General features: G+C 69.3%; 22 protein-coding genes and 4 pseudogenes. 10 read left to right on the forward strand and 16 right to left on the reverse strand.

The genetic code is table 11. The features are described 5' to 3' along the window. Positions 1-17: 17 nt before the first annotated feature. The 4 genes and pseudogenes from V8690_RS09380 to V8690_RS09395 all read right to left on the reverse strand — a co-directional run. A pseudogene (locus tag V8690_RS09380) lies at positions 18-506 on the reverse strand (WD40 repeat domain-containing protein); the annotation flags it as partial. Further along, positions 503-1,055, reverse strand: a pseudogene (locus tag V8690_RS09385) (SigE family RNA polymerase sigma factor). The pseudogenes V8690_RS09385 and V8690_RS09380, both read right to left, overlap by 4 nt. Before the next feature lie 199 nt (positions 1,056-1,254). Further along, complete coding sequence (locus tag V8690_RS09390; RefSeq protein ID WP_338785296.1) at positions 1,255-1,485, reverse strand: hypothetical protein; 231 nt, start codon at positions 1,483-1,485, stop codon at positions 1,255-1,257. Between the two features lie 357 nt (positions 1,486-1,842). Further along, positions 1,843-2,178 (reverse strand): annotated as a pseudogene (locus V8690_RS09395) (site-specific integrase); the annotation flags it as partial. Positions 2,179-2,230: 52 nt separating this feature from the next. Between V8690_RS09395 and V8690_RS09400 the strand changes: the two are divergent. From V8690_RS09400 to V8690_RS09410, 3 genes and pseudogenes are all read left to right on the forward strand, one after another. Next, positions 2,231-2,504, forward strand: a pseudogene (locus V8690_RS09400) (IS110 family transposase); the annotation flags it as partial. A gap of 589 nt (positions 2,505-3,093) precedes the next feature. Then, on the forward strand, positions 3,094-4,470 hold the full coding sequence (locus V8690_RS09405; protein WP_338785298.1) for an ISAs1 family transposase: 1,377 nt from the start codon (positions 3,094-3,096) through the stop codon (positions 4,468-4,470). 157 nt (positions 4,471-4,627) lie between these two features. After that, complete coding sequence (locus tag V8690_RS09410; RefSeq protein ID WP_338777250.1) at positions 4,628-4,852, forward strand: hypothetical protein; 225 nt, start codon at positions 4,628-4,630, stop codon at positions 4,850-4,852. Between the two features lie 340 nt (positions 4,853-5,192). Here V8690_RS09410 and V8690_RS09415 read toward each other — a convergent pair whose 3' ends face one another. From V8690_RS09415 to V8690_RS09430, 4 genes are all read right to left on the reverse strand, one after another. Further along, a complete protein-coding gene (locus V8690_RS09415) occupies positions 5,193-6,041 on the reverse strand; it encodes a hypothetical protein (protein WP_338777252.1) in 849 nt (282 codons plus the stop codon). Between the two features lie 136 nt (positions 6,042-6,177). Next, on the reverse strand, positions 6,178-7,167 hold the full coding sequence (dapD, locus tag V8690_RS09420; protein ID WP_338777253.1) for a 2,3,4,5-tetrahydropyridine-2,6-dicarboxylate N-succinyltransferase: 990 nt from the start codon (positions 7,165-7,167) through the stop codon (positions 6,178-6,180). Between the two features lie 557 nt (positions 7,168-7,724). Continuing rightward, the gene (locus V8690_RS09425) at positions 7,725-8,273 is read right to left on the reverse strand and encodes a TetR family transcriptional regulator (RefSeq protein ID WP_338777254.1); all 549 of its coding nucleotides are present in this window, start codon (positions 8,271-8,273) and stop codon (positions 7,725-7,727) included. Next, complete coding sequence (locus tag V8690_RS09430; RefSeq protein WP_338777256.1) at positions 8,273-8,593, reverse strand: multidrug efflux SMR transporter; 321 nt, start codon at positions 8,591-8,593, stop codon at positions 8,273-8,275. Before V8690_RS09430 ends, V8690_RS09425 begins: the two co-directional genes overlap by 1 nt. Positions 8,594-8,762: 169 nt before the next feature. On the opposite strand from V8690_RS09430, the gene V8690_RS09435 reads away from it, so the two are divergent. After that, positions 8,763-9,596: an AbfB domain-containing protein gene (locus V8690_RS09435; protein WP_338777258.1), complete on the forward strand. Its 834-nt coding sequence runs from the start codon at positions 8,763-8,765 to the stop codon at positions 9,594-9,596. A 56-nt stretch (positions 9,597-9,652) separates the two neighbouring features. Here the strand turns inward: V8690_RS09435 and V8690_RS09440 are convergent, their stop codons facing one another. The 8 genes from V8690_RS09440 to V8690_RS09475 are packed head-to-tail and all read right to left on the reverse strand — an operon-like array spanning position 9,653 to position 16,225. Beyond that, positions 9,653-9,985, reverse strand: a complete 333-nt coding sequence (locus V8690_RS09440) for a metal-sulfur cluster assembly factor (RefSeq protein WP_003989431.1) — start codon at positions 9,983-9,985, stop codon at positions 9,653-9,655. Then, the gene (gene sufU, locus V8690_RS09445; RefSeq protein ID WP_338777261.1) at positions 9,982-10,452 is read right to left on the reverse strand and encodes a Fe-S cluster assembly sulfur transfer protein SufU; all 471 of its coding nucleotides are present in this window, start codon (positions 10,450-10,452) and stop codon (positions 9,982-9,984) included. Before sufU ends, V8690_RS09440 begins: the two co-directional genes overlap by 4 nt. Positions 10,453-10,467: 15 nt before the next feature. Then, on the reverse strand, positions 10,468-11,739 hold the full coding sequence (locus V8690_RS09450) for a cysteine desulfurase (protein WP_338777263.1): 1,272 nt from the start codon (positions 11,737-11,739) through the stop codon (positions 10,468-10,470). Beyond that, the gene (sufC, locus tag V8690_RS09455) at positions 11,736-12,500 is read right to left on the reverse strand and encodes a Fe-S cluster assembly ATPase SufC (RefSeq protein ID WP_020273987.1); all 765 of its coding nucleotides are present in this window, start codon (positions 12,498-12,500) and stop codon (positions 11,736-11,738) included. Before sufC ends, V8690_RS09450 begins: the two co-directional genes overlap by 4 nt. A gap of 7 nt (positions 12,501-12,507) precedes the next feature. Further along, positions 12,508-12,825: a non-heme iron oxygenase ferredoxin subunit gene (locus V8690_RS09460; protein WP_020273986.1), complete on the reverse strand. Its 318-nt coding sequence runs from the start codon at positions 12,823-12,825 to the stop codon at positions 12,508-12,510. Next, positions 12,822-14,006 carry a Fe-S cluster assembly protein SufD gene (gene sufD / locus V8690_RS09465; RefSeq protein WP_338777269.1) on the reverse strand — a complete coding sequence of 395 codons (1,185 nt, stop codon included), beginning with the start codon at positions 14,004-14,006 and terminating at the stop codon, positions 12,822-12,824. Before sufD ends, V8690_RS09460 begins: the two co-directional genes overlap by 4 nt. A gap of 57 nt (positions 14,007-14,063) precedes the next feature. After that, positions 14,064-15,485 (reverse strand): Fe-S cluster assembly protein SufB, encoded by a 1,422-nt coding sequence (sufB, locus tag V8690_RS09470; RefSeq protein WP_338777271.1) that lies wholly within the window; start codon positions 15,483-15,485, stop codon positions 14,064-14,066. Further along, the gene (locus V8690_RS09475; protein WP_338777273.1) at positions 15,482-16,225 is read right to left on the reverse strand and encodes an ArsR family transcriptional regulator; all 744 of its coding nucleotides are present in this window, start codon (positions 16,223-16,225) and stop codon (positions 15,482-15,484) included. Before V8690_RS09475 ends, sufB begins: the two co-directional genes overlap by 4 nt. Positions 16,226-16,386: 161 nt before the next feature. On the opposite strand from V8690_RS09475, the gene V8690_RS09480 reads away from it, so the two are divergent. The 6 genes from V8690_RS09480 (at position 16,387) to V8690_RS09505 (ending at position 22,750) form a co-directional block, all read left to right on the forward strand. After that, the gene (locus tag V8690_RS09480) at positions 16,387-17,184 is read left to right on the forward strand and encodes an AAC(3) family N-acetyltransferase (protein ID WP_338777274.1); all 798 of its coding nucleotides are present in this window, start codon (positions 16,387-16,389) and stop codon (positions 17,182-17,184) included. Between the two features lie 128 nt (positions 17,185-17,312). Then, complete coding sequence (locus V8690_RS09485; RefSeq protein WP_338777275.1) at positions 17,313-17,696, forward strand: response regulator; 384 nt, start codon at positions 17,313-17,315, stop codon at positions 17,694-17,696. Then, a complete protein-coding gene (locus V8690_RS09490; protein WP_338777276.1) occupies positions 17,696-18,070 on the forward strand; it encodes a response regulator in 375 nt (124 codons plus the stop codon). Before V8690_RS09485 ends, V8690_RS09490 begins: the two co-directional genes overlap by 1 nt. Then, complete coding sequence (locus V8690_RS09495) at positions 18,067-19,167, forward strand: HEAT repeat domain-containing protein (RefSeq protein ID WP_338777278.1); 1,101 nt, start codon at positions 18,067-18,069, stop codon at positions 19,165-19,167. The genes V8690_RS09490 and V8690_RS09495 overlap by 4 nt, the downstream gene beginning before the upstream one ends. Next, a complete protein-coding gene (locus tag V8690_RS09500; protein ID WP_338777280.1) occupies positions 19,164-20,657 on the forward strand; it encodes a glycosyltransferase family 2 protein in 1,494 nt (497 codons plus the stop codon). The genes V8690_RS09495 and V8690_RS09500 overlap by 4 nt, the downstream gene beginning before the upstream one ends. Beyond that, positions 20,654-22,750: an ATP-binding protein gene (locus V8690_RS09505; RefSeq protein WP_338777282.1), complete on the forward strand. Its 2,097-nt coding sequence runs from the start codon at positions 20,654-20,656 to the stop codon at positions 22,748-22,750. The genes V8690_RS09500 and V8690_RS09505 overlap by 4 nt, the downstream gene beginning before the upstream one ends. Positions 22,751-22,774 lie beyond the last annotated feature (24 nt).

The following is a 22,774-nucleotide window of genomic DNA, read 5'->3' on the forward strand; positions in this document are numbered from 1 at the left end:
CCCACCGCTCACACTCACAGCCCGATGCGCCGTACGGGCAGGTCCCCCTCCAGGGCGGCGGCGGTCTCCAGCCCTGGGGCGACGGCGACGTACGACCACCGGTCGTCCTTCGCGTACTTCTTCGTCTTGGGGTTCAGCAGCCAGTACGTGCGTTCGGATACGGCACGGTCGGCGGACCGCTCGACGTTCCTGGAGGTGTAGTACGCGGCCAGGGCGACCCGGCCGGCCGCGATCACATCACGCGGCGGCGACTGGTCCGGACGGGCGGTGACGCTGGTCTGCTCCACGCCGCCCGAAGGACGTACGTCCTGCTTGCCGGAGTCCAGCATCGGCACGGCCACGGCCACGGCGACCACGGCGGCGGCCGCCGCGGCGGCGGAGGCGAGCCGGCGGCTGCGTCGGCGCCGGCGGACCGCCGGCACCCGGTCGGCGAAGCCAGGTGCCGCGGGCGGCTGCCCGTCGGCCTGGTCGCGCAGCGCGTCGCGCACGCGTTCGTCGACGTTCACTGACGCACCTCCACGGGCGAGTAGTCACGGGACGGCCGCTGTTCCGCGGCGGCCTGCCAGGGCGGCCGGCTCGGGCGCGAGGGCGCGCAGCCGGGCCAGGGAGCGATGGGTGGCGGACCGTACGGTGCCCACGGAGCAGCCCAGGATGCGGGCCACCTCGGCCTCGGGCAGATCCTCGAAGATGGGGGTCCCCCCGCTCGAGCGAAGCCGAGAGTGGGGGAGCAGCACCAGTACCGTGCGCTGCCGCGCGGTCAGCCGGGCCGGCGCCCCGCATCAACAGACGCAGCTCGGCCGCTCCGGAGCCGTCCGGGGCGGTGCCGGTCTCCGGCGGTTCGGCGACGCTCAGTTCGCGCCTCGGCCACTTCAGCCGCCAGCGGCTGACCTGCTGCCGGTAGAAAACTGCCGGACGTACGCCTCGGGTTCGTCGATCCGGTGCCAGCGGCCCGCCGCCTTGATCAGCGTGTTCTGGAGCAGGTCCTCGCCCGCGTGCCGGTCGCCGCCGCTCAGCAGGACCGCGGTCTTCAGCAGCGCGGACGACCTGTCCGCCACTTATTCCCGGAAGCTCTCCTGCGCTTCGGCATCCATCGTCACCTTCGCTTTCCCCCGGGGCGGACCCGCTGCCCGCCCCCGTACCCCTTGTGACGCGCACGGGAGCCTCCCGCTATGCCACCTGCCGGACACAAGAAACGGGCCGGGGCCCGTACCGCAAGTGTGTGCGGTACGGGCCCCGGCCCTTCGGTGTGCCGGCTCAGTTCCAGGCGTACCCGTCACCGAACAGCAGCGTGTGCTCGAGCACGTCCTCCGCCGGGTCGTCGACCTGACCGACGTTGACGTTGAGCAGCCCGACCCGGTGGCCGTTGTGCGAGCCCGTGTTGGTTTCGTCGGCGTGCGCGGTCCCCGCCGGGATCCAGCACACCACCAGCGCCGTGACAGCCCCGGCCAGACAGCGCGCCCCGGCCCGCCCCCGCTCGTTCCTCATGCCCCGGTCCTCGTTTCTTCGGTTCGGCTTCTGATCGGACACGGCGCCCGCCCGTTCATCGGACTCTGCGCCCACCGGTTCATCTGCAAAAACCACCACGAGGTCACGCCGGGTAACCCGTACGTGGCGACTCATCGCGCTCGGCGACGACCGACGCCGGTCAGTTGTGGCTGTTCTGATTGCATCGCAGGTCAGGCGGTCAGCTTGCCCCGGGGGCCGTTTCGGGGCCGTCCTCGGTGCTCTCCGGGTTCGGAAGGCCCGGTCGACGGCGGCCCGGGTGCGTGCCTCGCTGTTCGGCATCAGGTGCGTGTACGTGCGGAGCGTGAAGCTCGGGTCGTGGTGCCCCAGGTACTCGCTCAGGGCCTTGATGCTCTCCCCCGCGTCCAGGAGCACGGAGGCGTAGAAGTGGCGGAGGGCATGCATGCCGTTCTCACGTCCGAGCGGTATGCCGGCCGAAGTGAGAGCCGGACGCCAAACAGACCGGTCGAAGCGGAATTGGTGGAGCCATTGGCGTCGAGCGTTGACGAACAGCAGCGAGGCCGTGACGGGCGGGCCGTCCGGGCTCTTCCACGGCAGGGTGACCTCCACCGGCTGGTGCTTCGTGATGTGGGCCGCCAGCGCGAAGGAGACTGTCTCGGGCAGCGGTACGTGACGTTCCTTGCCGCCCTTCGGCGGGTGGTTGTCGAACAGCACCGCGCCCCGTAGTGATACGTCGCCAGGTCCAGGGCCGTTCCCAGGTCAGGGGGCTGACCTGGCTCTGCTCACCACCCACCGCGCCGACTTGATCGCCGACCGGGTCCCGGCTGCTCAATCGCCTCCACGACGTGCTCACCGGCATCAGCCCCGCCCTGGAAGCCGCCTTCGACTACGCCGACCACAGGGGCGCCCTGGTCCTGCTCACTGGCTATCAGACCCCCGCTGCCCTACGACGCTGCGGCCACGCTCGGCTGACCCGCTGGCTCGCCGCACGAGGCGTGCGCCACCCCGAAACCGTCGCCGCCACCGCCCTCACTGCCGCGCATGCTCCTGCGCCGACTGCCGTCACGAGTGGGCTTGGGAAGAAGGGACTGGCACCCCGAAGGGTTGACCCGGTCATTAAGACTCCACCGACCTCACGTTCGCCACAAGGCACCCGGCACCGCTGTCGGTACCAGTCGCTACCTTGCCGCCATGACTGGCAGTCGACCTGCAATCCCGCGCGAGCTTCGAAGGCGCGTTCTGATTGAGGCTGGCCATCGTTGTGCAATTCCCACATGCCGAGCTACACCCGCGGAATTGCACACACAAGCTCGTGGGCCAGGGCTCCGTCGTTCTCGCGGTCGGCCCGACGTAGCCGGTATGGGCCTGATGCCGCAACTTGGCCGTGATGGTCAGTCGTGATGGGCCGGCAGGTACGCGCGCAGGCACGGCTCCCGGTGATCATGGAGTGTCGAGTTCGCTGATCACCACAACGGAAGACCGTGCCTGCTGCGTCAGCATCGCCCATCCCTGCCGGGCTGGGCCAACTCGCCGGTTCCGATCCCGGCCCGCCCCGATGAACTGCCCGACCTGCTGGACCGGCTGCGCCGCCTGCCCGACCCGCGCCGCCTGAGGGGCCGGCGCCACCCGCTGTCATACGTCCTGGCCCTGGCAGCCTGCGCAGTCCTGGCCGGAGCGAAATCCCTCACCGCAATCGCCGAGTGGGCCGCCGACGCCCCTGCCCAGCTCCTCCTCCGCTGCGGGGCCACGCTGCGCGATCCGGACCGGCCCTACCGGGCGCCCAGCGAGGCGACCGTACGCCGGGTGCTGCAGCGCATCGACGGCGACGCGCTCGACGCAGCGATCGGCGACTGGCTCACCGCCCGCGCGGACACCTGCCGCGCCGCCGACCAGGACGAACACCCGCCGTCCCGCCCGGTGTGGGCGGCCATCGCGGTGGACGGCAAATCCCTGCGCGGCGCCACCCGCGCCGACGGCCGCTGCGTCCACCTGCTGTCCGCGCTGCGCGGCGACGGCATCGTGCTGGCCCAGCGCGAGGTCGACGCCAAGAGCATTGAGATCACCGCGTTCCGACCGCTGCTGGACCCGCTTGACCTGACCGGTGCGGTGGTGATTTTCGATGCACTGCTGACCCAGACCGATCACGCAAAGTTCCTGGTCGAGGAGAAAAACGCGCACTACATCGCCGTGCTCAAAGCCAACCACCCGACCCTGCACGCGCTGGTGAAGGATCTTCCCTGGAAGGAGGTGCCGCTGATGGACCGCACCCGCACCGCCGCCCACGGCCGCGACGAGATCCGCCGCCTGAAGGCCGTCACCGTGCCGCGGCTGCCGTTCCCGCACGCCGGCCAGGCACTGCAGATCGTCCGCCGGCGGCGCACGGTGCGCACCGGCAAGGTGTCGCTCGAACGCGTCTACGCGGTCACCAGCCTGACGGCTCATCAGGCGACAGCCGCTGACCTGGCGGAACGCATACGCGGACACTGGGCAATAGAGAATCGTGAGCACCACGTCAGGGATATGACGTTCGGGGAAGATGCCTCGCGGGTGCGGACCGGCAGTGCACCACGGGCGATGGCCTCCCTGCGGAACCTGGCCATCGGCGCGCTCCGCCTGGCGGGGCGGGACAACATCGCCGAGGCCTGCGCCATCACGGGCGGGACATGGCCCGGCCGCTGGCAACCCTCGGACTCACGTGATCATTTCCCGGCCGATCAGGAGAACGACGGAGCCCTGCCATCTGACCGCCGAGCAGGCCACCGCGGCCCAGCTCGCCGAACTCGTCCGCGACCATTGGAAGACCGAGGCCCTGCATCACCTGCGCGACACCACCTTCGCCGAGGACGCCTCCCAGCTGCGGACCGGCAACGCACCCCGTGCGATGGCCCCCTGGCGCAACCTTGCCATCGCAGCCCTCCGCACGGCCGGCGTGAAGAACATCGCGGCCGGCCTCCGCCGCAACGCCCGCGCCCCTCGCCGCCCCCTCGACTCCTCGGCCTCAGATGATCACGAACCAGGCATCATGCGGCTACGCCGAACCCCTGCACCCGGCAGGCGAACCCGTCCCTCGATGCAGCGATCACCCAGATGGAGATCTCGCCTTGCGCGATCAGCGCGAGTGAAAAAACCTACATACAAGTCAGCCACTTCTCGGAATGAGTAAATGGAGGTGAACTTCATGGGCATTGCTGGACCGGCCGACGGCGCGATTGGCCAGGAGGGTGAGGACGCAGAAGAGACCGACTCGTCTTTCGTCACAGAATCCGATGACGATTCCGATGACTATTCTGATGAATTTTCCGACACTCCCGATATTGGAGACGGCAGCAGTGACGGCGATGCTGTCTCGTCCGACAGCCTCGAAAGCTATGAAGAGGGCGAAGGATAGAGGGAGCGACACCCCAGAAGGCCCGGCAGAGTGCACGAATACGACATCCCCGGAGAAGGCCTCCAGCAGATGCTGCGGCCAGGTTGAAATACCTTGAGAGGACATAATGGGCGCTCTGCTGCCTCGGTCGCCGCAATCAATCAGAGACATCACGGCCGAATGGCTGCAGCAAGAAATTCGGCGCAACGCACGGTCTTCGTGCGCCAAGGTCCGCAGCGTAAGAGTGGAACCATGGAAGGTGACTACAGAGGCGCAGTTAGTTCGCCTCCAAGTAACTTATTCTGATAACAGCGGGAACCCCCCATCACGCTGTATCGTAAAATTGCCGGGATCAAATGCCTCAGGCCACACACGAAAACGCGCCAAGCAAGAAATCCTTTTCTATCGACGAGTTGCCCCTGCCACTCCCCGTATACGCGTTCCCTCTTTCTTCGGTGGAGCCTATTCCAGGGAGGGTGTCCACTATCACCTCATTCTGGAAGATCTCTCGCTTACTCACTTCACGGCTCCGCGGCCCCGGAGTCCGGCGGATTGCGTTGGAATTATCGACCTGCTTGCCAAGCTGCACGCTTCCTGGTGGGAAGATCCGCGGCTTGGCCGGGGCGTTGGCAAGCCGCTCACTTACGAGCATTTGGACCGACACGCCGACAGCTTCGCATCCAACGTCAAGACAATGCTGGACCAGCATGCAAACAGCGTGAGCCGCGAGGACAGGAAAGCCTGTGAGGAATTGATCTCCAACTATCGTCACCTTCTGGAGATGCTGCATTCTGCACCACAGACGATCAGGCACGGCGACGTCCATTTCGGGAATTTTCTGCACCGCACGAACGGGGGCCAGGAAACCGTTGGCATTGATTGGCAGTTCTGGCGCATAGGCCCCGGCGTTGCCGATGTCGCACAACTCCTCGGACTGCGAATCGGAACCGAACAGCGACGGGAATGCGAGCGAGATTTGTTGTTGAGATATCACAAAGCACTCCAGCGCTTCGGGGTTGACAACTACTCGTGGGAGCTGTGCTGGCGAGACTACTGTTTCTCGACAGCTCGGTTGATCGCCTACCCAGCCTGGCGCTGGATCCATAGGGGAGGGCCGATTGAGCAATTCGAGCGCTCCCTGAAAAGAGCACTCAATGGCCTTCAGGATGTCCGCGTGCGCGGCCTGTTCAATTCCTAATGCGGTGTTCACGCGCGAGCGCCCTCCCGGGCCGTCCTCGGGCCGTGGAAGGGCGCTCAACGATGACCAACGCCGACAACTGCCGACAGCTCAGCAGCAGGTCAGGACGCTGTTCGTTTAGGTGGCCGCAGGTCACGGCCGCCGGTGATCAGTTGTGGCTGTGCAAAATCTCGTTCAGGCCGCCCCACACCGCGTTGTTCGGCCGGGCCTCGACCGCGCCCGTGACCGAGTTGCGGCGGAAGAGGATGTTGGAGGCGCCGGACAGCTCGCGGGCCTTCACGATCTGTCCGTCCGGCATCGTGACGCGGGTGCCGGCGGTGACGTAGAGGCCGGCCTCGACGACGCACTCGTCGCCGAGGGCGATACCGACGCCCGCCTCGGCGCCGATCAGGCAGCGCTCGCCGATGGAGATGATGACGTTGCCGCCGCCGGACAGCGTGCCCATGGTCGAGGCGCCGCCGCCGATGTCCGAGCCGTCGCCGATCACGACGCCCGCGGAGATGCGGCCCTCGACCATCGACGTGCCGAGCGTGCCGGCGTTGAAGTTGACGAAGCCCTCGTGCATGACGGTGGTGCCCTCGGCGAGGTGCGCACCGAGGCGGACCCGGTCGGCGTCGGCGATGCGGACGCCCTTGGGGGCCACGTAGTCGGTCATACGCGGGAACTTGTCGACGGAGGTCACCTGGAGGTGCAGGCCCTCGGCGCGGGCGTTCAGCCGGACCTTCTCGAGGTCGTCGACGGCGACCGGGCCGAGCGAGGTCCAGGCGACGTTGGCGAGGAAGCCGAAGATGCCATCCAGGCTCTGGCCGTGCGGCTTGACCAGGCGGTGGGAGAGCAGGTGCAGGCGCAGGTAGACGTCGTGCGCGTCGATCGGCTTCTCGTCGAGCGAGGCGATGACCGTGCGGACCGCGACCACCTCGACGCCCCGGCGGGCGTCCGGGCCGATCGCCGCGGTCGCGCCGCCGCCGAGCAGCTCGGCGGCCTGCTCGGCGGAGAGCCGCTCGGTGCCGGACGGGCCGGGCTCGGCGGCCAGTTCAGGGGCAGGGAACCAGGTGTCGAGGACGGTGCCGTCGGCGGCGACCGTGGCGAGGCCGGCGGCCACGGCGCCGGTGGTGCGAGGAGCAGTCGTGTCGGTCATGAGGGCAACCTAACCGGCGGACGGCGGTCGATGCGAACCGGTGCTGGGGCGTCTCACGTGCCGGGCGGTACGTCCCGGCACCGGCCGCCGACCCACCGCGGCGACCCCGCCACCAGCACCATCCCGAGACACAGCGACCGGCCCGCCACCGCCCTCACTCCCCAACTCGCGACCGGCCCCCCACCGGCCTTCCAACCGGCGGCCGGCCCCCACCTGCATCACGCCCCACAACATGGCAGCAGCCCGCCACTGCATCACACCAGCAACGCGCCCGCCGACCCACCATCGGCATCACACTGCAACACGACAACCGCCCCACCGCCGGCATCACACCCGCAGCGCAGCGACCGGGCCACCGGCACACACTCCCGCGCCCCAGCAGCAGGCCCGCCACCGGCACACACTCCCGCAGCCCGGCAACCGCCCCGCGACCGGCACCACACCCACGCCCCCGCGACGACCCGCCACCGGCACCACACCCTGGCAGCGCGAAACCCCCGCCCACCGGCACCATCCCCGCAGCCCGAAAACCACCCCACCCCAACCCACCACCGCCATCACCCCCGCGCCTCCGCGACAACCCGCCCCAGCACCTCCCGCGCATACGCCTCGTCGTACCGCACCCCGGTGAGCAGCACCTGGAGACAGATGCCGTCGATGACCGCCACCAGCGCCCGCGCGGTCACCGGATCCGTACGCCGCGACAGCAGTTCGGCGAGTCCCTCGGCCCACTCGGCGGCGACGGGCCGCAGGGCCGGTCGGCGGAGGGCGGCGAGGTACAGCTCGTACTCCAGCTCGACGCCCGTGCGATCACCCGCGAGCCACTCCCCCATCCACGCGGCGAGCTCGGCGGCCAGATCGGTCCGGGGATCCTCCAGCCCACCGCGCCCGGCGACGACCTTGGCGAAGCCCTCGTTGGCCTGCCGCAGCGCGGCGACCAGCAGTTCGTCGAGGGTCTTGAAGTGGTACGTCGTCGAGCCGAGCGGCACATCGGCCTCGGCGGCGGCGGTGCGGTGGCTCAGCCCGGCGATGCCCTTCGCCCCGACGACCCGGATCGCCGCGTCGATGATCCGCTGCCGCCGCTCGGGGTCGTAGCGCCGGGGCATCAGTGGGCACCTCCCAGGTTCAGCACCACGACCCCGACGATGATCAGCGCGATCCCGGCGGCCTTGGCGACCGTCATCCCCTCCCCGAGGAAGACGAACCCGATCGTGGCGATGGCCGCGGTACCGACACCGGCCCAGATCGCATAGGCCGTTCCGACGGAGACGGTCTTCAGCGTCTGCGCGAGCAGCGCGAAGGAGACGAGGTAGCCGAGGAGTGTCAGCAGCGAGGGCCCGAGCCTGCTGAAGCCCTCGCTGTACTTCATGGCGGTGGTGGCGCCCACCTCGGCGGCGATGGCCGCGGCCAGCAGCAGATAACCCATGTGTACGAGCGTACACAATACCTGTACACCCGTACACAACGAGAGGGGAGATACCGCTTTCAACAAACCTCTCCCAGTGGTCCCTCGGGTCCACTACCGTGTCAGCGATCACACACCGGGCGACCACAACCGCACGGCAGTCAAGGGTGCCCGCCGGAGGAAACAGCGCATGCCACAAGACAAGTCCCGGCCCCCACTGGACCGCCCGTGGGAGAGCGGCTGGGCCCCGGACACCACCCGGGCACCGGGAACCCGGCGGCTCTGGCTGGCGGGCGCGCTCGCCCTGGCCACGATCACCGCGTGCGTCACGGCTGTCACCGTGATGGAGAACGAGTCCGGAGAGCTGCCCCCTGAGGCGGCGGAGCCGACCACCCTCGGCAGCTCGGCCCCCGGCGGCCTGATCTCCTTCGCGACCCCCTCCAAGAGTGCCGACGGCACCCCGGGCGCGGACGGCGGCCGCCCGTCCCCGACCCCCACCACGAGCGCGCCCACCAGCGCGGACCCGAGTCCGGAGCCGCAGAAGAAGGCCCCCAAGCCCCCGGCGTCCCACGCCACCTCGAAGGCCCCGAAGGCACCGGCCTCGCACGGGATATCCATACGCTCGGTCAACTACCCCGACCGCTACTGGCGGGTCCGCGACGGCTACGTCCGCCTGGACGAGATCGGCTCCGGCCCCGAGCAGCGCGAGGACGCCACTTTCCAGCGCGTCTCCGGCCTCGCCGACTCCTCCTGCCACTCCTTCACCACGGCGGACGGCCGCTTCCTCCGCCACCGCAACTTCGTCCTGGTCGAGGACACCGACGACGGCTCGGCCCTGTTCGACAAGGACGCCACCTTCTGCCCCCGTCCCGCGGCCTCCTCGGGCGCGGTCATGCTGGAGTCCGTGAATTATCCGGGCCGCTTCCTGCGCCACCGCAACTTCCAGCTCCGCCTGGAGCCGTACCAGCACGACGGCCTGTACCTCGCGGACTCGGCGTTCCGGCTGGTGGCAGGGCTGGACTGAACATGCGAAGGGGCGCCACCCCGGCAGGGTGGCGCCCCTTCGTCAGTCAGTGGATCTCAGACGTTGAACCCGAGCGCCCGAAGCTGCTCCCGCCCATCGTCCGTGATCTTGTCGGGGCCCCACGGCGGCATCCAGACCCAGTTGATGCGCAGCTCGCTGACGAGGCCGTCCGTGGCGGACTTGGCCTGGTCCTCGATGACGTCCGTCAGCGGGCAGGCCGCGGAGGTCAGGGTCATGTCGACGGTCGCGATGTTCGACTCGTCGACGTGAATGCCGTAGATCAGGCCGAGGTTGACGACGTCGATGCCCAGCTCGGGGTCGACGACGTCCATCAGGGCCTCACGGAGTTCTTCCTCCGAGGCCGGCTTCATCTCCACGGTCTCGCTCATGCCGTCGTCTCCTTATCGGCGTCGGCTCCGCCCAGCACCTGGGCCGTCGCGTCCTTCCAGGCCATCCAGCTCAGCAGGGCGCACTTGACCCGGGCCGGGTACTTGGACACCCCGGCGAACGCGACCGCGTCCTCCAGGATGTCCTCCATCGCGTCGTCGGGCTCGAGCTTCCCCTTGGACTGCATCAGCTCCAGGAAGGTCTCCTGGATCTTCCGCGCTTCGGAGAAGTCCTTGCCGACGAGGAGTTCGTTCAGTACGGAGGCCGAGGCCTGGCTGATCGAGCAGCCCTGGCCCTCGTACGAGACGTCCTCGATCTTCGTTCCGTCGTACTTCACGCGCAGTGTGATCTCGTCACCGCACGTCGGGTTGACGTGGTGCACCTCGGCGTCGCCATCCCGCAAGCCCCGCCCGTGCGGGTTCTTGTAGTGGTCCAGGATGACTTCCTGGTACATGGAGTCCAGTTTCACCGTCTAGCACGCCCTTCAGCCGAAGAAGTTCCGTACGTGCTCCAGGCCGTCGACCAGCGCGTCGATCTCGGCCGGCGTGGAGTACAGATAGAACGACGCTCGCGTGGTCGCAGGAATTCCGTACCGCAGGCAGACCGGCCGCGCGCAGTGGTGGCCGACCCGGACCGCGATGCCCTGCTCGTCGAGGACCTGGCCCACGTCGTGCGGGTGGATGTCCCCGAGGGTGAAGGAGATCGCCGCCCCGCGCTCCTCGGCCGTCGTCGGGCCGATGATGCGCAGATCCGGGACCTCCAGCAGCCGCTTTACGGCGTACTCGGTGAGCGCGTGCTCATGGGCGAGGATCTTGTCCATGCCGATCGAGGACAGGTAGTCGATCGCCGCGCCCAGGCCCACCGCCTGCGCTACCGGTGGCGTGCCCGCCTCGAACTTGTGGGGCGCCGGGGCGTAGGTCGAGGAGTGCATCGAGACCGTCTCGATCATCTCCCCGCCGCCGAGGAACGGAGGCAGGTCCTCGAGGAGCTCCTGGCGGCCCCAGAGGACGCCGATCCCCGTCGGGCCGCACATCTTGTGGCCGGTGAAGGCCACGAAGTCGGCCTGGAGGGCCTGCACGTCCAGCGGCATGTGCGGCGCGGCCTGCGAGGCGTCGATGCAGACCAGCGCGCCGACCTCCTGGGCGCGGCGCACGATGGCCTCGACCGGGTTCTGGGTGCCCAGGATGTTGGAGACCAGCACGAAGGAGACGATCTTCGTCTTCTCCGTGATGACCTCGTCGATGTTGGACAGGTCCAGGCGGCCGTCGTCGGTCAGGCCGAACCACTTCAGCTTCGCGCCCGTGCGCTGCGCGAGCAGCTGCCACGGCACGATGTTGGAGTGGTGCTCCATCTCCGTGATGACGATCTCGGTCTCGGAGTCCACCCGGTAGGGCTCGTCGGCCCAGCCCAGCATGTTCGCCACGAGGTTGAGCGACTCCGAGGCGTTCTTGGTGAAGATCACCTCGTCGCGCGACGGCGCGTTGATGAACTCCGCGACCTTGTCACGCGCGCCCTCGTACAGCGCCGTGGCCTCCTCGGCGAGGACGTGCACGCCACGATGGACGTTGGCGTTGTAGCGCTCGTAGTACTCGTTGAGGGCGTCCAGCACCTGACGCGGTTTCTGGCTGGTCGCCGCGTTGTCCAGGTACACGAGCTTCTTACCGTCGTGGACCTGGCGGTCCAGGATGGGGAAGTCCTTGCGGAGCGCCTCGCCAAGAAGATTGGACTCGGTGAGGAGGCCCGGCAGCTGTGTCACGCGGATGCGCCACCCTTCGTGTATGCCTCGTAGCCCTCTTCCTCCAGCTTGTCGGCGAGCTCGGCACCGCCGGACTCGACGATCCGGCCGCCGGAGAAGACGTGCACGTGGTCGGGCTTGATGTAGCGGAGGATGCGCGTGTAGTGCGTGATCAGCAGGGTGCCGACCTCGCCCGTGTCGCGGACGCGGTTCACGCCCTCCGACACGACGCGCAGCGCGTCGACGTCCAGGCCGGAGTCGGTCTCGTCGAGGACCGCGATCTTCGGCTTGAGCAGTTCCAGCTGGAGGATCTCGTGGCGCTTCTTCTCACCGCCGGAGAAGCCCTCGTTGACGTTGCGCTCGGCGAAGGACGGGTCGATGTTGAGGCGCTCCATGGCCTCCTTGACCTCCTTCACCCAGGTGCGCAGCTTGGGGGCCTCGCCGCGGATGGCGGTCGCGGAGGTGCGCAGGAAGTTCGACACGGAGACACCCGGGACCTCGACCGGGTACTGCATCGCCAGGAACAGGCCGGCGCGGGCCCGCTCGTCGACGGACATCTCCAGGACGTCCTCACCGTCGAGGGTGACGGTGCCGCCGGTGATCGTGTACTTCGGGTGTCCCGCGAGGGAGTAGGCGAGGGTCGACTTGCCCGAGCCGTTGGGGCCCATGATGGCGTGCGTCTCGCCCTGCTTCACGGTGAGGTCGACACCCTTGAGGATTTCCTTCGTGCCGTTCTCGACCTCGACGGTGACGTGCAGGTCTCGGATTTCAAGCGTTGCCATGGGTGCCTCAGGACTCCTGGGTGAGGGAGACGAGCACGTCGTCCCCTTCGATCTTTACGGGGTATACGGGGACGGGGCGCGTCGCGGGAAGGGCGTCGGGCTTGCCGGAGCGGAGGTCGAAGCGCGAGCCGTGCAGCCAGCACTCGATGTGACAGTCGTCGACCTCGCCCTCCGACAGGGAGACGTTCGCGTGCGAGCAGATGTCGTGGATCGCGAACACCTCGCCCTCGGTCTGCACGATGGACACGGGCGTGCCGTCGAGTTCCACCCGCTTCGGGGTGTCCTCCTCCAGCTCGCCGAGTCCACAGGCGCGTACGAAGGTCATCCGACCGCCGCCTCCAGCTCCTCCTCGATCTTGGCGATCAGGCGCTCCTCGATGTCCGGGAGGCCGATCTGCTGGACCAGCTCGGCGAAGAAGCCGCGGACCACCAGACGGCGGGCCTCGTGCTCCGGGATGCCGCGGGCCATGAGGTAGAAGAGCTGCTCGTCGTCGAAGCGGCCGGTGGCCGAGGCGTGGCCGGCGCCGACGATCTCGCCGGTCTCGATCTCGAGGTTCGGTACGGAGTCCACGCGCGCCCCGTCCGTGAGGACCAGGTTGCGGTTCATCTCGTACGTGTCCGTGCCCTCGGCGGCGGCCTCGATGAGCACGTCGCCGATCCACACCGCGTGCGCGTCGTCGCCCTGGAGCGCGCCCTTGTAGACGACGTTCGACTTGCAGTGCGGGACGTTGTGGTCGACCAGGAGGCGGTGCTCCTGGTGCTGACCCCGGTCGGTGAAGTACAGGCCGAACAGCTCGGCCTCGCCGCCGGGACCGGCGTAGGTGACGCGCGGGTGCAGCCGGACGACGTCGCCGCCGAAGGTGACGACGACCGACTTGAAGGAGGCGTCGCGGCCGACGAGCGCGTTGTGCTGGGCGACGTGGACGGCCTTGTCGTCCCAGTCCTGGACACAGACGACGGTCAGCTTGGCGCCGTCGCCCAGGAGGTAGTCGACGTTGGCGGCGAGCACCGCGTCACCGGTGTGGTCGATGACCACGACGGCCTCGGCGAAGGCGCCCAGCTCGATCACCTGGTGGCCGAAGGCGATGCCGCCCTCGCCGTGCACCGCGATGCGGATCGGCTCGGTGAGTACGGTGTCCTTCGGGACGGTCACGACCGAGGCCTTCTCGAACGCCGAGTAGGCCTGCGCGGCGACGCGGTCCACGGGGGTGCCCGCCTTGCCGAGCCGCGCGTCGTCGCGGCCGACGGTCTCGACGGTGACGCCCTCGGGGGCCTGGACGTCGACCTTCAGTCCGTCGCCGCCGGCCACGGCGGTGCCGTCGTGCAGCCCGCGCAGGCGCTCGAGCGGGGTGAACCGCCACTCCTCCTCACGGCCGTGCGGAACGGGGAAGTCCGCCACGTCGAAGGAGGGGGGCGCGCTCATGCGGGTGGCGACGGTCGACTCGGCCGCCACCGCGATCGAGCCGGCGGTGGTGGAGCCCACCGGGATGTTCTGGGCCTCAGCCATGGCTGTCGTAATGCTCGCTTTCCGTTACGTAAGGGGGCTGATGGACTGCGGCGGGGATCAGCCGACCGCGCCTTCCATCTGCAGCTCGATCAGCCGGTTGAGCTCCAGCGCGTACTCCATGGGGAGCTCCTTGGCGATGGGCTCGACGAAGCCGCGCACGATCATCGCCATGGCCTCGTCCTCGCTCAGGCCGCGGCTCATCAGGTAGAAGAGCTGGTCCTCGGAGACCTTGGAGACGGTGGCCTCGTGGCCCATGGACACGTCGTCCTCGCGGACGTCCACGTAGGGATAGGTGTCCGAGCGGGAGATCGTGTCGACCAGCAGCGCGTCGCAGAGCACGTTCGACTTGGAGCCCGAGGCGCCCTCGCCGATCTCGATCAGACCGCGGTAGGACGTACGGCCACCACCGCGCGCGACGGACTTCGACACGATGTTGGACGACGTGTTCGGCGCCATGTGGACCATCTTGGCGCCCGCGTCCTGGTGCTGGCCCTCGCCGGCGAAGGCGATGGACAGCGTCTCGCCCTTGGCGTGCTCGCCCATCAGGTAGACGGCCGGGTACTTCATCGTCACCTTGGAGCCGATGTTGCCGTCGACCCACTCCATGGTCGCGCCCTCGTAGGCCACGGCGCGCTTGGTGACCAGGTTGTAGACGTTGTTCGACCAGTTCTGGATGGTCGTGTAGCGGCAGCGGGCGTTCTTCTTGACGATGATCTCGACGACCGCGGAGTGCAGCGAGTCCGACTTGTAGATCGGGGCGGTGCAGCCCTCGACGTAGTGCACGTAGGCACCCTCGTCGACGATGATCAGGGTCCGCTCGAACTGGCCCATGTTCTCGGTGTTGATGCGGAAGTAGGCCTGGAGCGGGATCTCCACGTGCACGCCCTTCGGCACGTAGATGAAGGAGCCGCCGGACCACACGGCGGTGTTCAGCGCGGCGAACTTGTTGTCGCCGGCCGGGATGACCGTGCCGAAGTACTCCTTGAAGAGCTCCGGGTGCTCCTTCAGGGCCGTGTCGGTGTCGAGGAAGATGACGCCCTGCTCCTCCAGGTCCTCGCGGATCTGGTGGTAGACGACCTCCGACTCGTACTGCGCGGCGACACCGGCGACGAGGCGGTTCTTCTCGGCCTCGGGGATGCCCAGCTTGTCGTACGTGTTCTTGATGTCCTCGGGCAGGTCCTCCCAGGAGGCCGCCTGCTTCTCCGTGGAGCGCACGAAGTACTTGATGTTGTCGAAGTCGATGCCCGACAGGTCCGAGCCCCAGTTCGGCATGGGCTTCTTCTCGAACAGGCGCAGGCCCTTGAGACGGAGCTTGGTCATCCACTCCGGCTCGCTCTTCTTGGAGGAGATGTCGCGGACGACGTCCTCGTTGATGCCGCGCTTGGCAGAGGCGCCGGCCGTGTCGGAGTCGGCCCAGCCGTATTCGTACTTGCCCAGGCCCTCGAGCTCAGGGTGGGCAGTCTCCGTGGGGAGAGTCATGCGGGGTTCCTCCCGGCCGTGCTTGCAGATGCGTTGTGGGAAATCTTGGGGATGAACGTCGTGCAGACGCCGTCGCCGTGCGCGATGGTGGCGAGCCGCTGTACGTGTGTACCGAGCAGCTCGGCGAAAAATTCCGTCTCCGCCTCGCACAGTTGCGGGAACTGCTCGGCGACGTGGGCGACCGGGCAGTGGTGCTGGCAGAGCTGCTCACCCTTCTGCGGATGGGGCGCACTGCGCGCCGTAGCAGCGTACCCGTCGGCGCTCAGCGCCTTGGCCAGGGCTTCCGTACGCCGCTCGGGCGCGGCGGCCTCGACCGCCTCGCGGTACGCGCCCGCCTGCGCGGCGATCCTGGCGCGGGCGAAGGCGGCGATCGCCTCGTTCCCGCCCTCGCGGTCGGCGATCCAGCGCAGCGCGTCCGCCGCGAGCTTGTCGTACGACTGGTCGAAGGCGTCCCGGCCGTAGTCGGTCAGGGCGAACACCTTGGCCGGCCGGCCGCGGGTGCGCGCGCCGTAGACCCGCTGCTTGCGCGCCTCGACGACACCGTCGCCCGTGAGGGCGTCGAGGTGCCGGCGTACGGCCGCCTGGGTGAGGCCCAGGCGCTCGGCGAGCTCGGCGACGGTCGACGGGCCGTGGTCCAGGATGGACCGCGCGACGCGGTTGCGGGTGGACCGCTCCCCGGTCGCGAGCTCCTCCTGAGGGGCCCCCATGGGGGTCTCCCGAGCCTCGTCGACGTTTTTCACAACGCCATTGTTGCGTAATTCATCGGGGCCGGGCAAGCCGCGTCCGGCAACCCCCAAGGTGCGCTGCATCACTTAGGTAAACCTAATCTGACCTGCGGAAATGATCTCTGATCGAGCAAACCGGTGGCATGCCGAAGCCGCTTCGGGGACACTCCCGAACCATGTCCACACCCCCTCCGACCGGCCCTCTTGTCACCCGGGACACACTGGGTGGACAGCTGTCCGAGCTGGGCGTGCGCCCCGGCGAGACCCTCCTCGTGCACTCCTCGCTCAGCTCCCTCGGCTGGGTCAACGGCGGCGCCGTCGCGGTGGTCCAGGGGCTGCTCGACGTGCTCGGCCCGGAGGGCACGCTGGTGGTTCCGACACAGACCGGCGACCTCTCGGACCCGGCCCTGTGGGGCAACCCGCCCGTGCCCCCGGAATGGTGGGCGGCCATCCGCGCCACGATGCCCGCCTACGACCCCCGGATCACACCCGCGCGCGGGGTCGGCGTCGTCCCGGAGACCGTGCGCACCTGGCCCGGCGCGCTGCGCAGTGCCCATCCGCAGACCTCGTTCGCGGCGGTCGGCCCGCGCGCGGCGGAGGTGATCGAGGGCCACGCCCCCGACTGCCGGCTGGGCGAGCGCAGCCCGCTCGCGAAGCTGGAGACCATGGGCGCCCGGGTCCCGCTGCTCGGCGTCGGCTACGCCTCCTGCACCAGCTTCCACCTCGCCGAGTACCGGATACCGTCCCCGCGCGTCGCCGTGGGCCGACCGGGTTCCGAGGGCTGGGAGACCGTGATCGAGGTGTCGATCAGCTCGGACCGGTTCGACGAGCTGGGCTACGACTTCGAGCGGGACCGTCCCGTCGTACGCGGAAAGGTGGGGGCGGCCGAGGCGCGGCTGTTCCCGGTGGAGGACGCGGTGGCCTACGCCGAGCAGTGGCTGCCGCAGCACCGCTCCCGCGAGAAACAGTCCTGAGCCGGGCCGCCTGAGCCCCCGCTGATCTCGTACGGAGGCCGGTGCCAAGCGTCGGGGGTTACCTCCTGTGGCACATGATGCCTATAAACCCTATTTTGGAGGTCAATGCCCTACTTCCCGGGACAGCGATGAACTCTCCACACGTACCCGTCCACGTACTGGTCATCGAGGACGACCGGGATGTGAGCGCCCTGCTGGAGCGGTACCTCAGTGGCCTGGACTGCCGGGTGACCGTGGCCGACTCGGGTGAGAAGGGCCTGGATCGGGCGTTCGCCGACCCTCCGGACATGGCGATCATCGATGTGCTGCTGCCCGGGATCGACGGGCGGGAAGTCGTCCGGAGGCTGCGGGCGGACGACCGGACGAAGGAGTGCCACCTCGTCGTCTCCTCCGTGCTCGACTCGGACGATCTGAGGGAGCTGGCGACGGGCCTGCTGGCCAAGCCGTTCCGGCAGGCGGCGGTGGCACGGCTCCTCGCCTCCTACCGGAACGCCGTATCACAGGAGGAGTGATGGCCCGTGTTCTGATAGCCGACGACGACGCCGACATTCGCGACCTCGTGGCGTTCAAGCTGAGTCAGAGCGGTCACCAGGTCACGCCTGTGGAGGACGGCATGTCGGCGCTGCAAGTGGCGCGTCGGCAGCCGCTGGATCTCGTACTCCTCGACATACGGATGCCGGGGATGTCGGGACTGGACGTCTGCCGGGAGCTGCGCGCGGCCCACGACACCGCGTCGCTCCCCGTCATCCTGATCACCGCCCGGTCTCAGGAGGGAGACGTCGAACTCGGCTTCGCCGCGGGCGCCGACGACTACATCATCAAGCCCTTCAGCCCGCGCGAACTGTCCAGCCGGGTCAACGCGGTGCTCACCCGGGTCGAGCGGTGATTCCCCTCGACTTCGTCACCGGCGCGCTGCTGTGCCTGCTGGCCGTTGCGCTGGCGCTCGTCCTGCTGACCGCCTCCATCCGCTGCGTCCGCCTATTCCGGGAGCGCAGACGCGAGCGGGTCGCGGCGCCGGTACGCGGCCTGCTGCTGGAACTGCTGTGCGCCGAGGAGGACGCGCAGAGCGAGCTGCTGGACCGCCTGTCGCGCATCGACAGGCGCACCTGGGCCGCGCTGGAGCCGACCGTCACGGCGATGCTGGGCAAAGTCTCCGGAAGAGCGCGCGCGGCGCTGGTCCCCCTGTTCGAGCGCCGCGGGTCCCCCGAGGACTGCATCGCCGAGCTGCACAGCCGCAGCGCGGCCCGGCGGGGACGCGCCGCACATGTACTCGGTCAGCTCCGCCACCGGCCGGCGGCCCCGTCACTGTGCCGTCTGCTCGACGACCGTGACCCGGAGGTGCGGCTGGCCGCGGCGCGGGCGCTCGGCCGAACGGGTGATCCGATGGCCGTACCGTACCTGCTGAGGAGCCTGCACGGACCGCGGACCGTGCCGTACCAGGTAGTCACCGCGGCGCTGGTCTCCCTCGGCCCTGACGCGCAGTTCCGGGTCGCCGCAGGACTTCAGGACCCGGCGCCCCCCGTCCGGGCCGTGGCGATCGAGGTGCTCGGCGTGACCAGAGCGATTGCCAGCACCACCGAGGTCGTTTGTGCGCTGCGCGAGGGTCCGGAGACCGAGGTACGGGTCCGGGCGGCACGCGCGCTGGGCAGGCTGGGCATGCCCGACGGCCTGGACCCGCTCCTGGCGGCCATCCGGACCGGTCAGCCGGGTGCCCTGCGCATCGCGGCGACCGGGGCCCTGGGCAGTCTGGGGGCCTGCGCCGCGACGGGCCCGCTGACGGAGCTGCTCGCCGACGCCGACCCGCATGTGGCCGGCACGGCCGCGCGGGCGCTGCTGCGGCTCGGCCCGGCGGGTGAGGTGGCACTGCGGGAGGCCGCGGACGGCCGCCCGGGCACGCCCGCCGCCGCCCAGGCCAGGGCCGCCCTCGGGGAGGCTGCCGTCGCGGGAGTGCGTCACGACCTCCTGTTGGAGGTGACTCTGTGAGCGCGGCGGACGTCGAGATGTGGGACGGACTGCTGGGCACGTTGCACGGCCTGATCGCGGTGTGCGACACGGCCATCGTCCTCTACTTCCTGGCCATCAACACCGGCTATCTGGTGCTGATCCTCTTCGCCCTGGCTGAAGTGGTCAGGAGGCTGCGCCGGGCCCCCTTCGCCGGCTACGAGGACGCCTCCAGCAGTCCCTTCACCCCGCCCATCTCGGTGATCATGCCCGCGTACAACGAAGCGGCGGGCATCACAGAGGCCGTACGGGCCATGCTGCTGCTGCACTATCCGGTGTTCGAGGTCATCGTCGTCGACGACGGCTCCAGCGACGGCACGCTCGACGCCCTGGCCGACGCCTTCCACCTCGCCGAGGTCGACCACGTCGTACCCGAAGACGTCCCCATGCGGGGCAGCGTCACCTCGGTGCATCTGCCCCGCGGAGCTCCGGTGCCCCTGGTGGTGGCCCGCAAGGGCAACGGCGGCAAGGCTGACGCGCTCAACGTCGGGATCAACCTGGCGCGTTATCCGCTGCTGTGCATGGTGGACGCCGACTCCATCCTCGACTCCCAGTCCCTGCTGGCCGTGGCCAAACCGTTCAGCGACGACCCGCTGCGGGTGGTGGCGACCGGTGGCGTGGTCGGTGTCGCCAACGGCTGCACCATCCAGGCCGGGCGCGTGGTCGAGGCACGCGTCCCCGCGGACGTGCTCGGACAGGCCCAGGTCATCGAGTACCTGCGCGGCTTCTTCCTCGGCCGTACCGGATGGTCCAAGGTCGGCGGGCTGCTGATCATCGCCGGCGCCTTCGGCCTGTTCCGCCGGGACGTGGTGGTGGCGGCGGGCGGCATGGACCCCGAATGCATCGGCGAGGACGCCGAACTCGTCGTCCGCCTCCACCGGCACCTGCGCGAGCAGGGCCGCCGCCACGGCGACTACCGCGTCGTCTTCGTCACCGAGCCGATCGCCTGGAGCGAAGCACCCTCCAGCCTCCGGGTCCTGGGGCGCCAGCGGCGTCGGTGGCACCGCGGTCTGACCGAGATCCTGATCAAGCACCGCCGCATGATCGGCAACCCGCGCTACGGCCGCATCGGACTGGTGGCGCTGCCGTTCTACGTGCTCTTCGAACTGGCGGCCCCGCTGGTGGAACTCGCCGGTCTCGTGCTGGTGCCCCTGGGTGTGCTGATCGGCGCGGTCGACGCGGACTTCCTGTGGCGCTTCATGCTGGCCGCCTACGCCTACGCGATGGTCGTCAGCCTGGTGTCGGTCGCGGTGGAGGAATACGCCTGCCACCGCTTCTCACGGTGGCGGGACGTGTGGGGCGCCCTCGTCGGCGTGCTCGTCGAGAACATCGGCTACCGCCAGGTCACGGCGTGGTGGCGGCTGCGCGGTATGTGGGACGCGCTGCACGGGGCCCCACAGGTGTGGGGGGCCATGACTCGCAGCGGATTCGGCCCGTCCCAGCGGGAGCGGGAGGGCGGTGGTCGTCCATGAGGTTGCCCGTACGGCTGCCCTGCGACTGCGTGGCACGCCGGCTCGCCATGGCCTTCGGACTGCTGATCGCTCTGCTGCTGCTCGTGGGAGCCGGGTCACTGACCACCGCCAAGGTGGCGGACCACATGCACGATCGGGTGAGCCGACTTGAGCCGGTGCTCCGCGAGAACATGCGCGTGCGCGACCAGGTGACCCGTATGAGCCGTGCCGTGCGCACCTATCTGCTCACCGGTGACACGGCCGCGAGGAGCAGCTACCACCAAATGCGCGACGAGCCCTTCGCCACCCTTGCCGAGGCCAGGCGGACCGCCACCGCGTCGGCCCAGCGGGATCTCGCGACGCAGGACCGGCAGCTGCGTGCCTACGTACGCGTCGCCGACCAGCAGGCGATGGCCACTCCCGGCAGCGCAGCCGCGAGCCGACTGACCGCCGAGGCGGCCCGGGAGTTCACGGCGTTCGACACCACCAACCAGCGGCTGGAGATGCAGGTCACCGGTGACATGCAGCGTCTGGAGGACCGGGCCGACGCGTTCCTCAACGGCAGCTTCGCGGGCATTGGCGTCCTGCTGGCGGCAGGCGGGGCACTGGCCGTCGTCACGGCGGTCCGCACCACCCGCGCCCTCACCCGGCCGCTGCAGAGCACGGCTGGGACCCTTTGCCGGCTGGCCTCGGGCGAACACTCGGCGCGGGCCGAGGAGGAGGGACCGGAGGAGATCAGGGCGGTGGCGCGGTCGGTGAACGCGCTCGCCGACGAGAGCGACCGGCTGCGGGCGATCGAGCAGGAGCGCGCCAGACTGGCACACACCGCACGGGCCGTCGGCGTCCGCATCCGTGAGCACCTCGACGTCGATCAGGTCCTCGACACGGCGTGCGCCGGAATCGGCGAGGGGCTGGAGGCCGACCACGCCTTCGTTCTCCTCACCGAAGAGGACAGTCCCCTCGTGCGCGTGGCACGCGCCTGGATCGCGGGAAGGGGGCTGCTCCCCGCGCAGGACCAGCCGATTCCGCCCATCCCTTTCGACGTGGTGCGCGACCACTACCGGCGGGGAACGGCCTGGTGCCTCAACGATCTGCCCGCCGTGCTGGCCGAGGGATCACCGCTGCCCGGGGCGCCCGGGTCCTTCGGCGAGGGCGGCCTGCCGCAGGACGCTCGGGCAGCCGCCGAGACGCTGGGCCTGGTGGGCGTGCTCGTCGTCCCGCTCGGCGTCGGTGAGAAACCGCTCGGTGCCGTCTTCCTCGCGCGGACCCGGCCGGATCGCCCCTGGCTCCCGGTGGAGATCGAGACCGCCGAGTCCATGGCCGCCGGCGTCGGCCGCGCACTGCACACCGCCCAGCTCTACAAGAAGGAGACGCACCTGGTGGAGAAGCTGCGCGCCCTGGACAAGGCGAAGAGCGACTTCCTGTCCACCGTCTCCCACGAGCTGCGCACCCCGCTGACCAGCATCGTGGGATACATCGAGCTGCTGAAGGACGAGGAGACCGGGCCACTCAGCCCGCCGCAGCTGCACATGCTGGACGTCGTCGACCGCAACGCCAACCGTCTGCGGGCGCTCATCGAGGACTTGCTGACCCTGTCGCGCATCGAGTCGGGGGTGTTCGGCTCCAAGAAGGAACCGGTCGACCTGTGCCTGCTCGTGGCTTCGGCGGCCGACGCCATCCGGCCTGCCGCCGAGGCCGCCTCCGTCACCCTGGAGACACACTGTCCATCCCGCCCCCTGATACTGGAGGCGGACAGTGACCAACTCGACCGGGTCGTGATGAACCTGCTGTCCAATGCCGTCAAGTTCACCCCGAAGGGCGGGAAAGTCACCGTACGTGCCGAGGACAGGGACGGCGAGTCGGTCCTGAGCGTCAGCGACACCGGCATCGGCATCCCCGCCGCTGAACAGGAGAAGCTCTTCCAGCGGTTCTTCCGTGCATCGAATGCCACGGACGCGGCCATTCCGGGCACCGGTCTGGGCCTGACCATCGTCCGCACCATCGTGGCGAACCACGGCGGCGAGATGGAGGTGCACTCCGAGGAGGGCCGCGGCACCACCTTCACCGCCCGGTTGCCGATCGCCGCCGCGAGCGGGGCGGCCGCCTCGTCCTGACCCGCCCCGCCGTCTGCGGGCACC

This window comes from Streptomyces sp. DG1A-41 (assembly GCF_037055355.1).
In the GTDB taxonomy this organism is placed as follows: Bacteria; Actinomycetota; Actinomycetes; order Streptomycetales; family Streptomycetaceae; genus Streptomyces.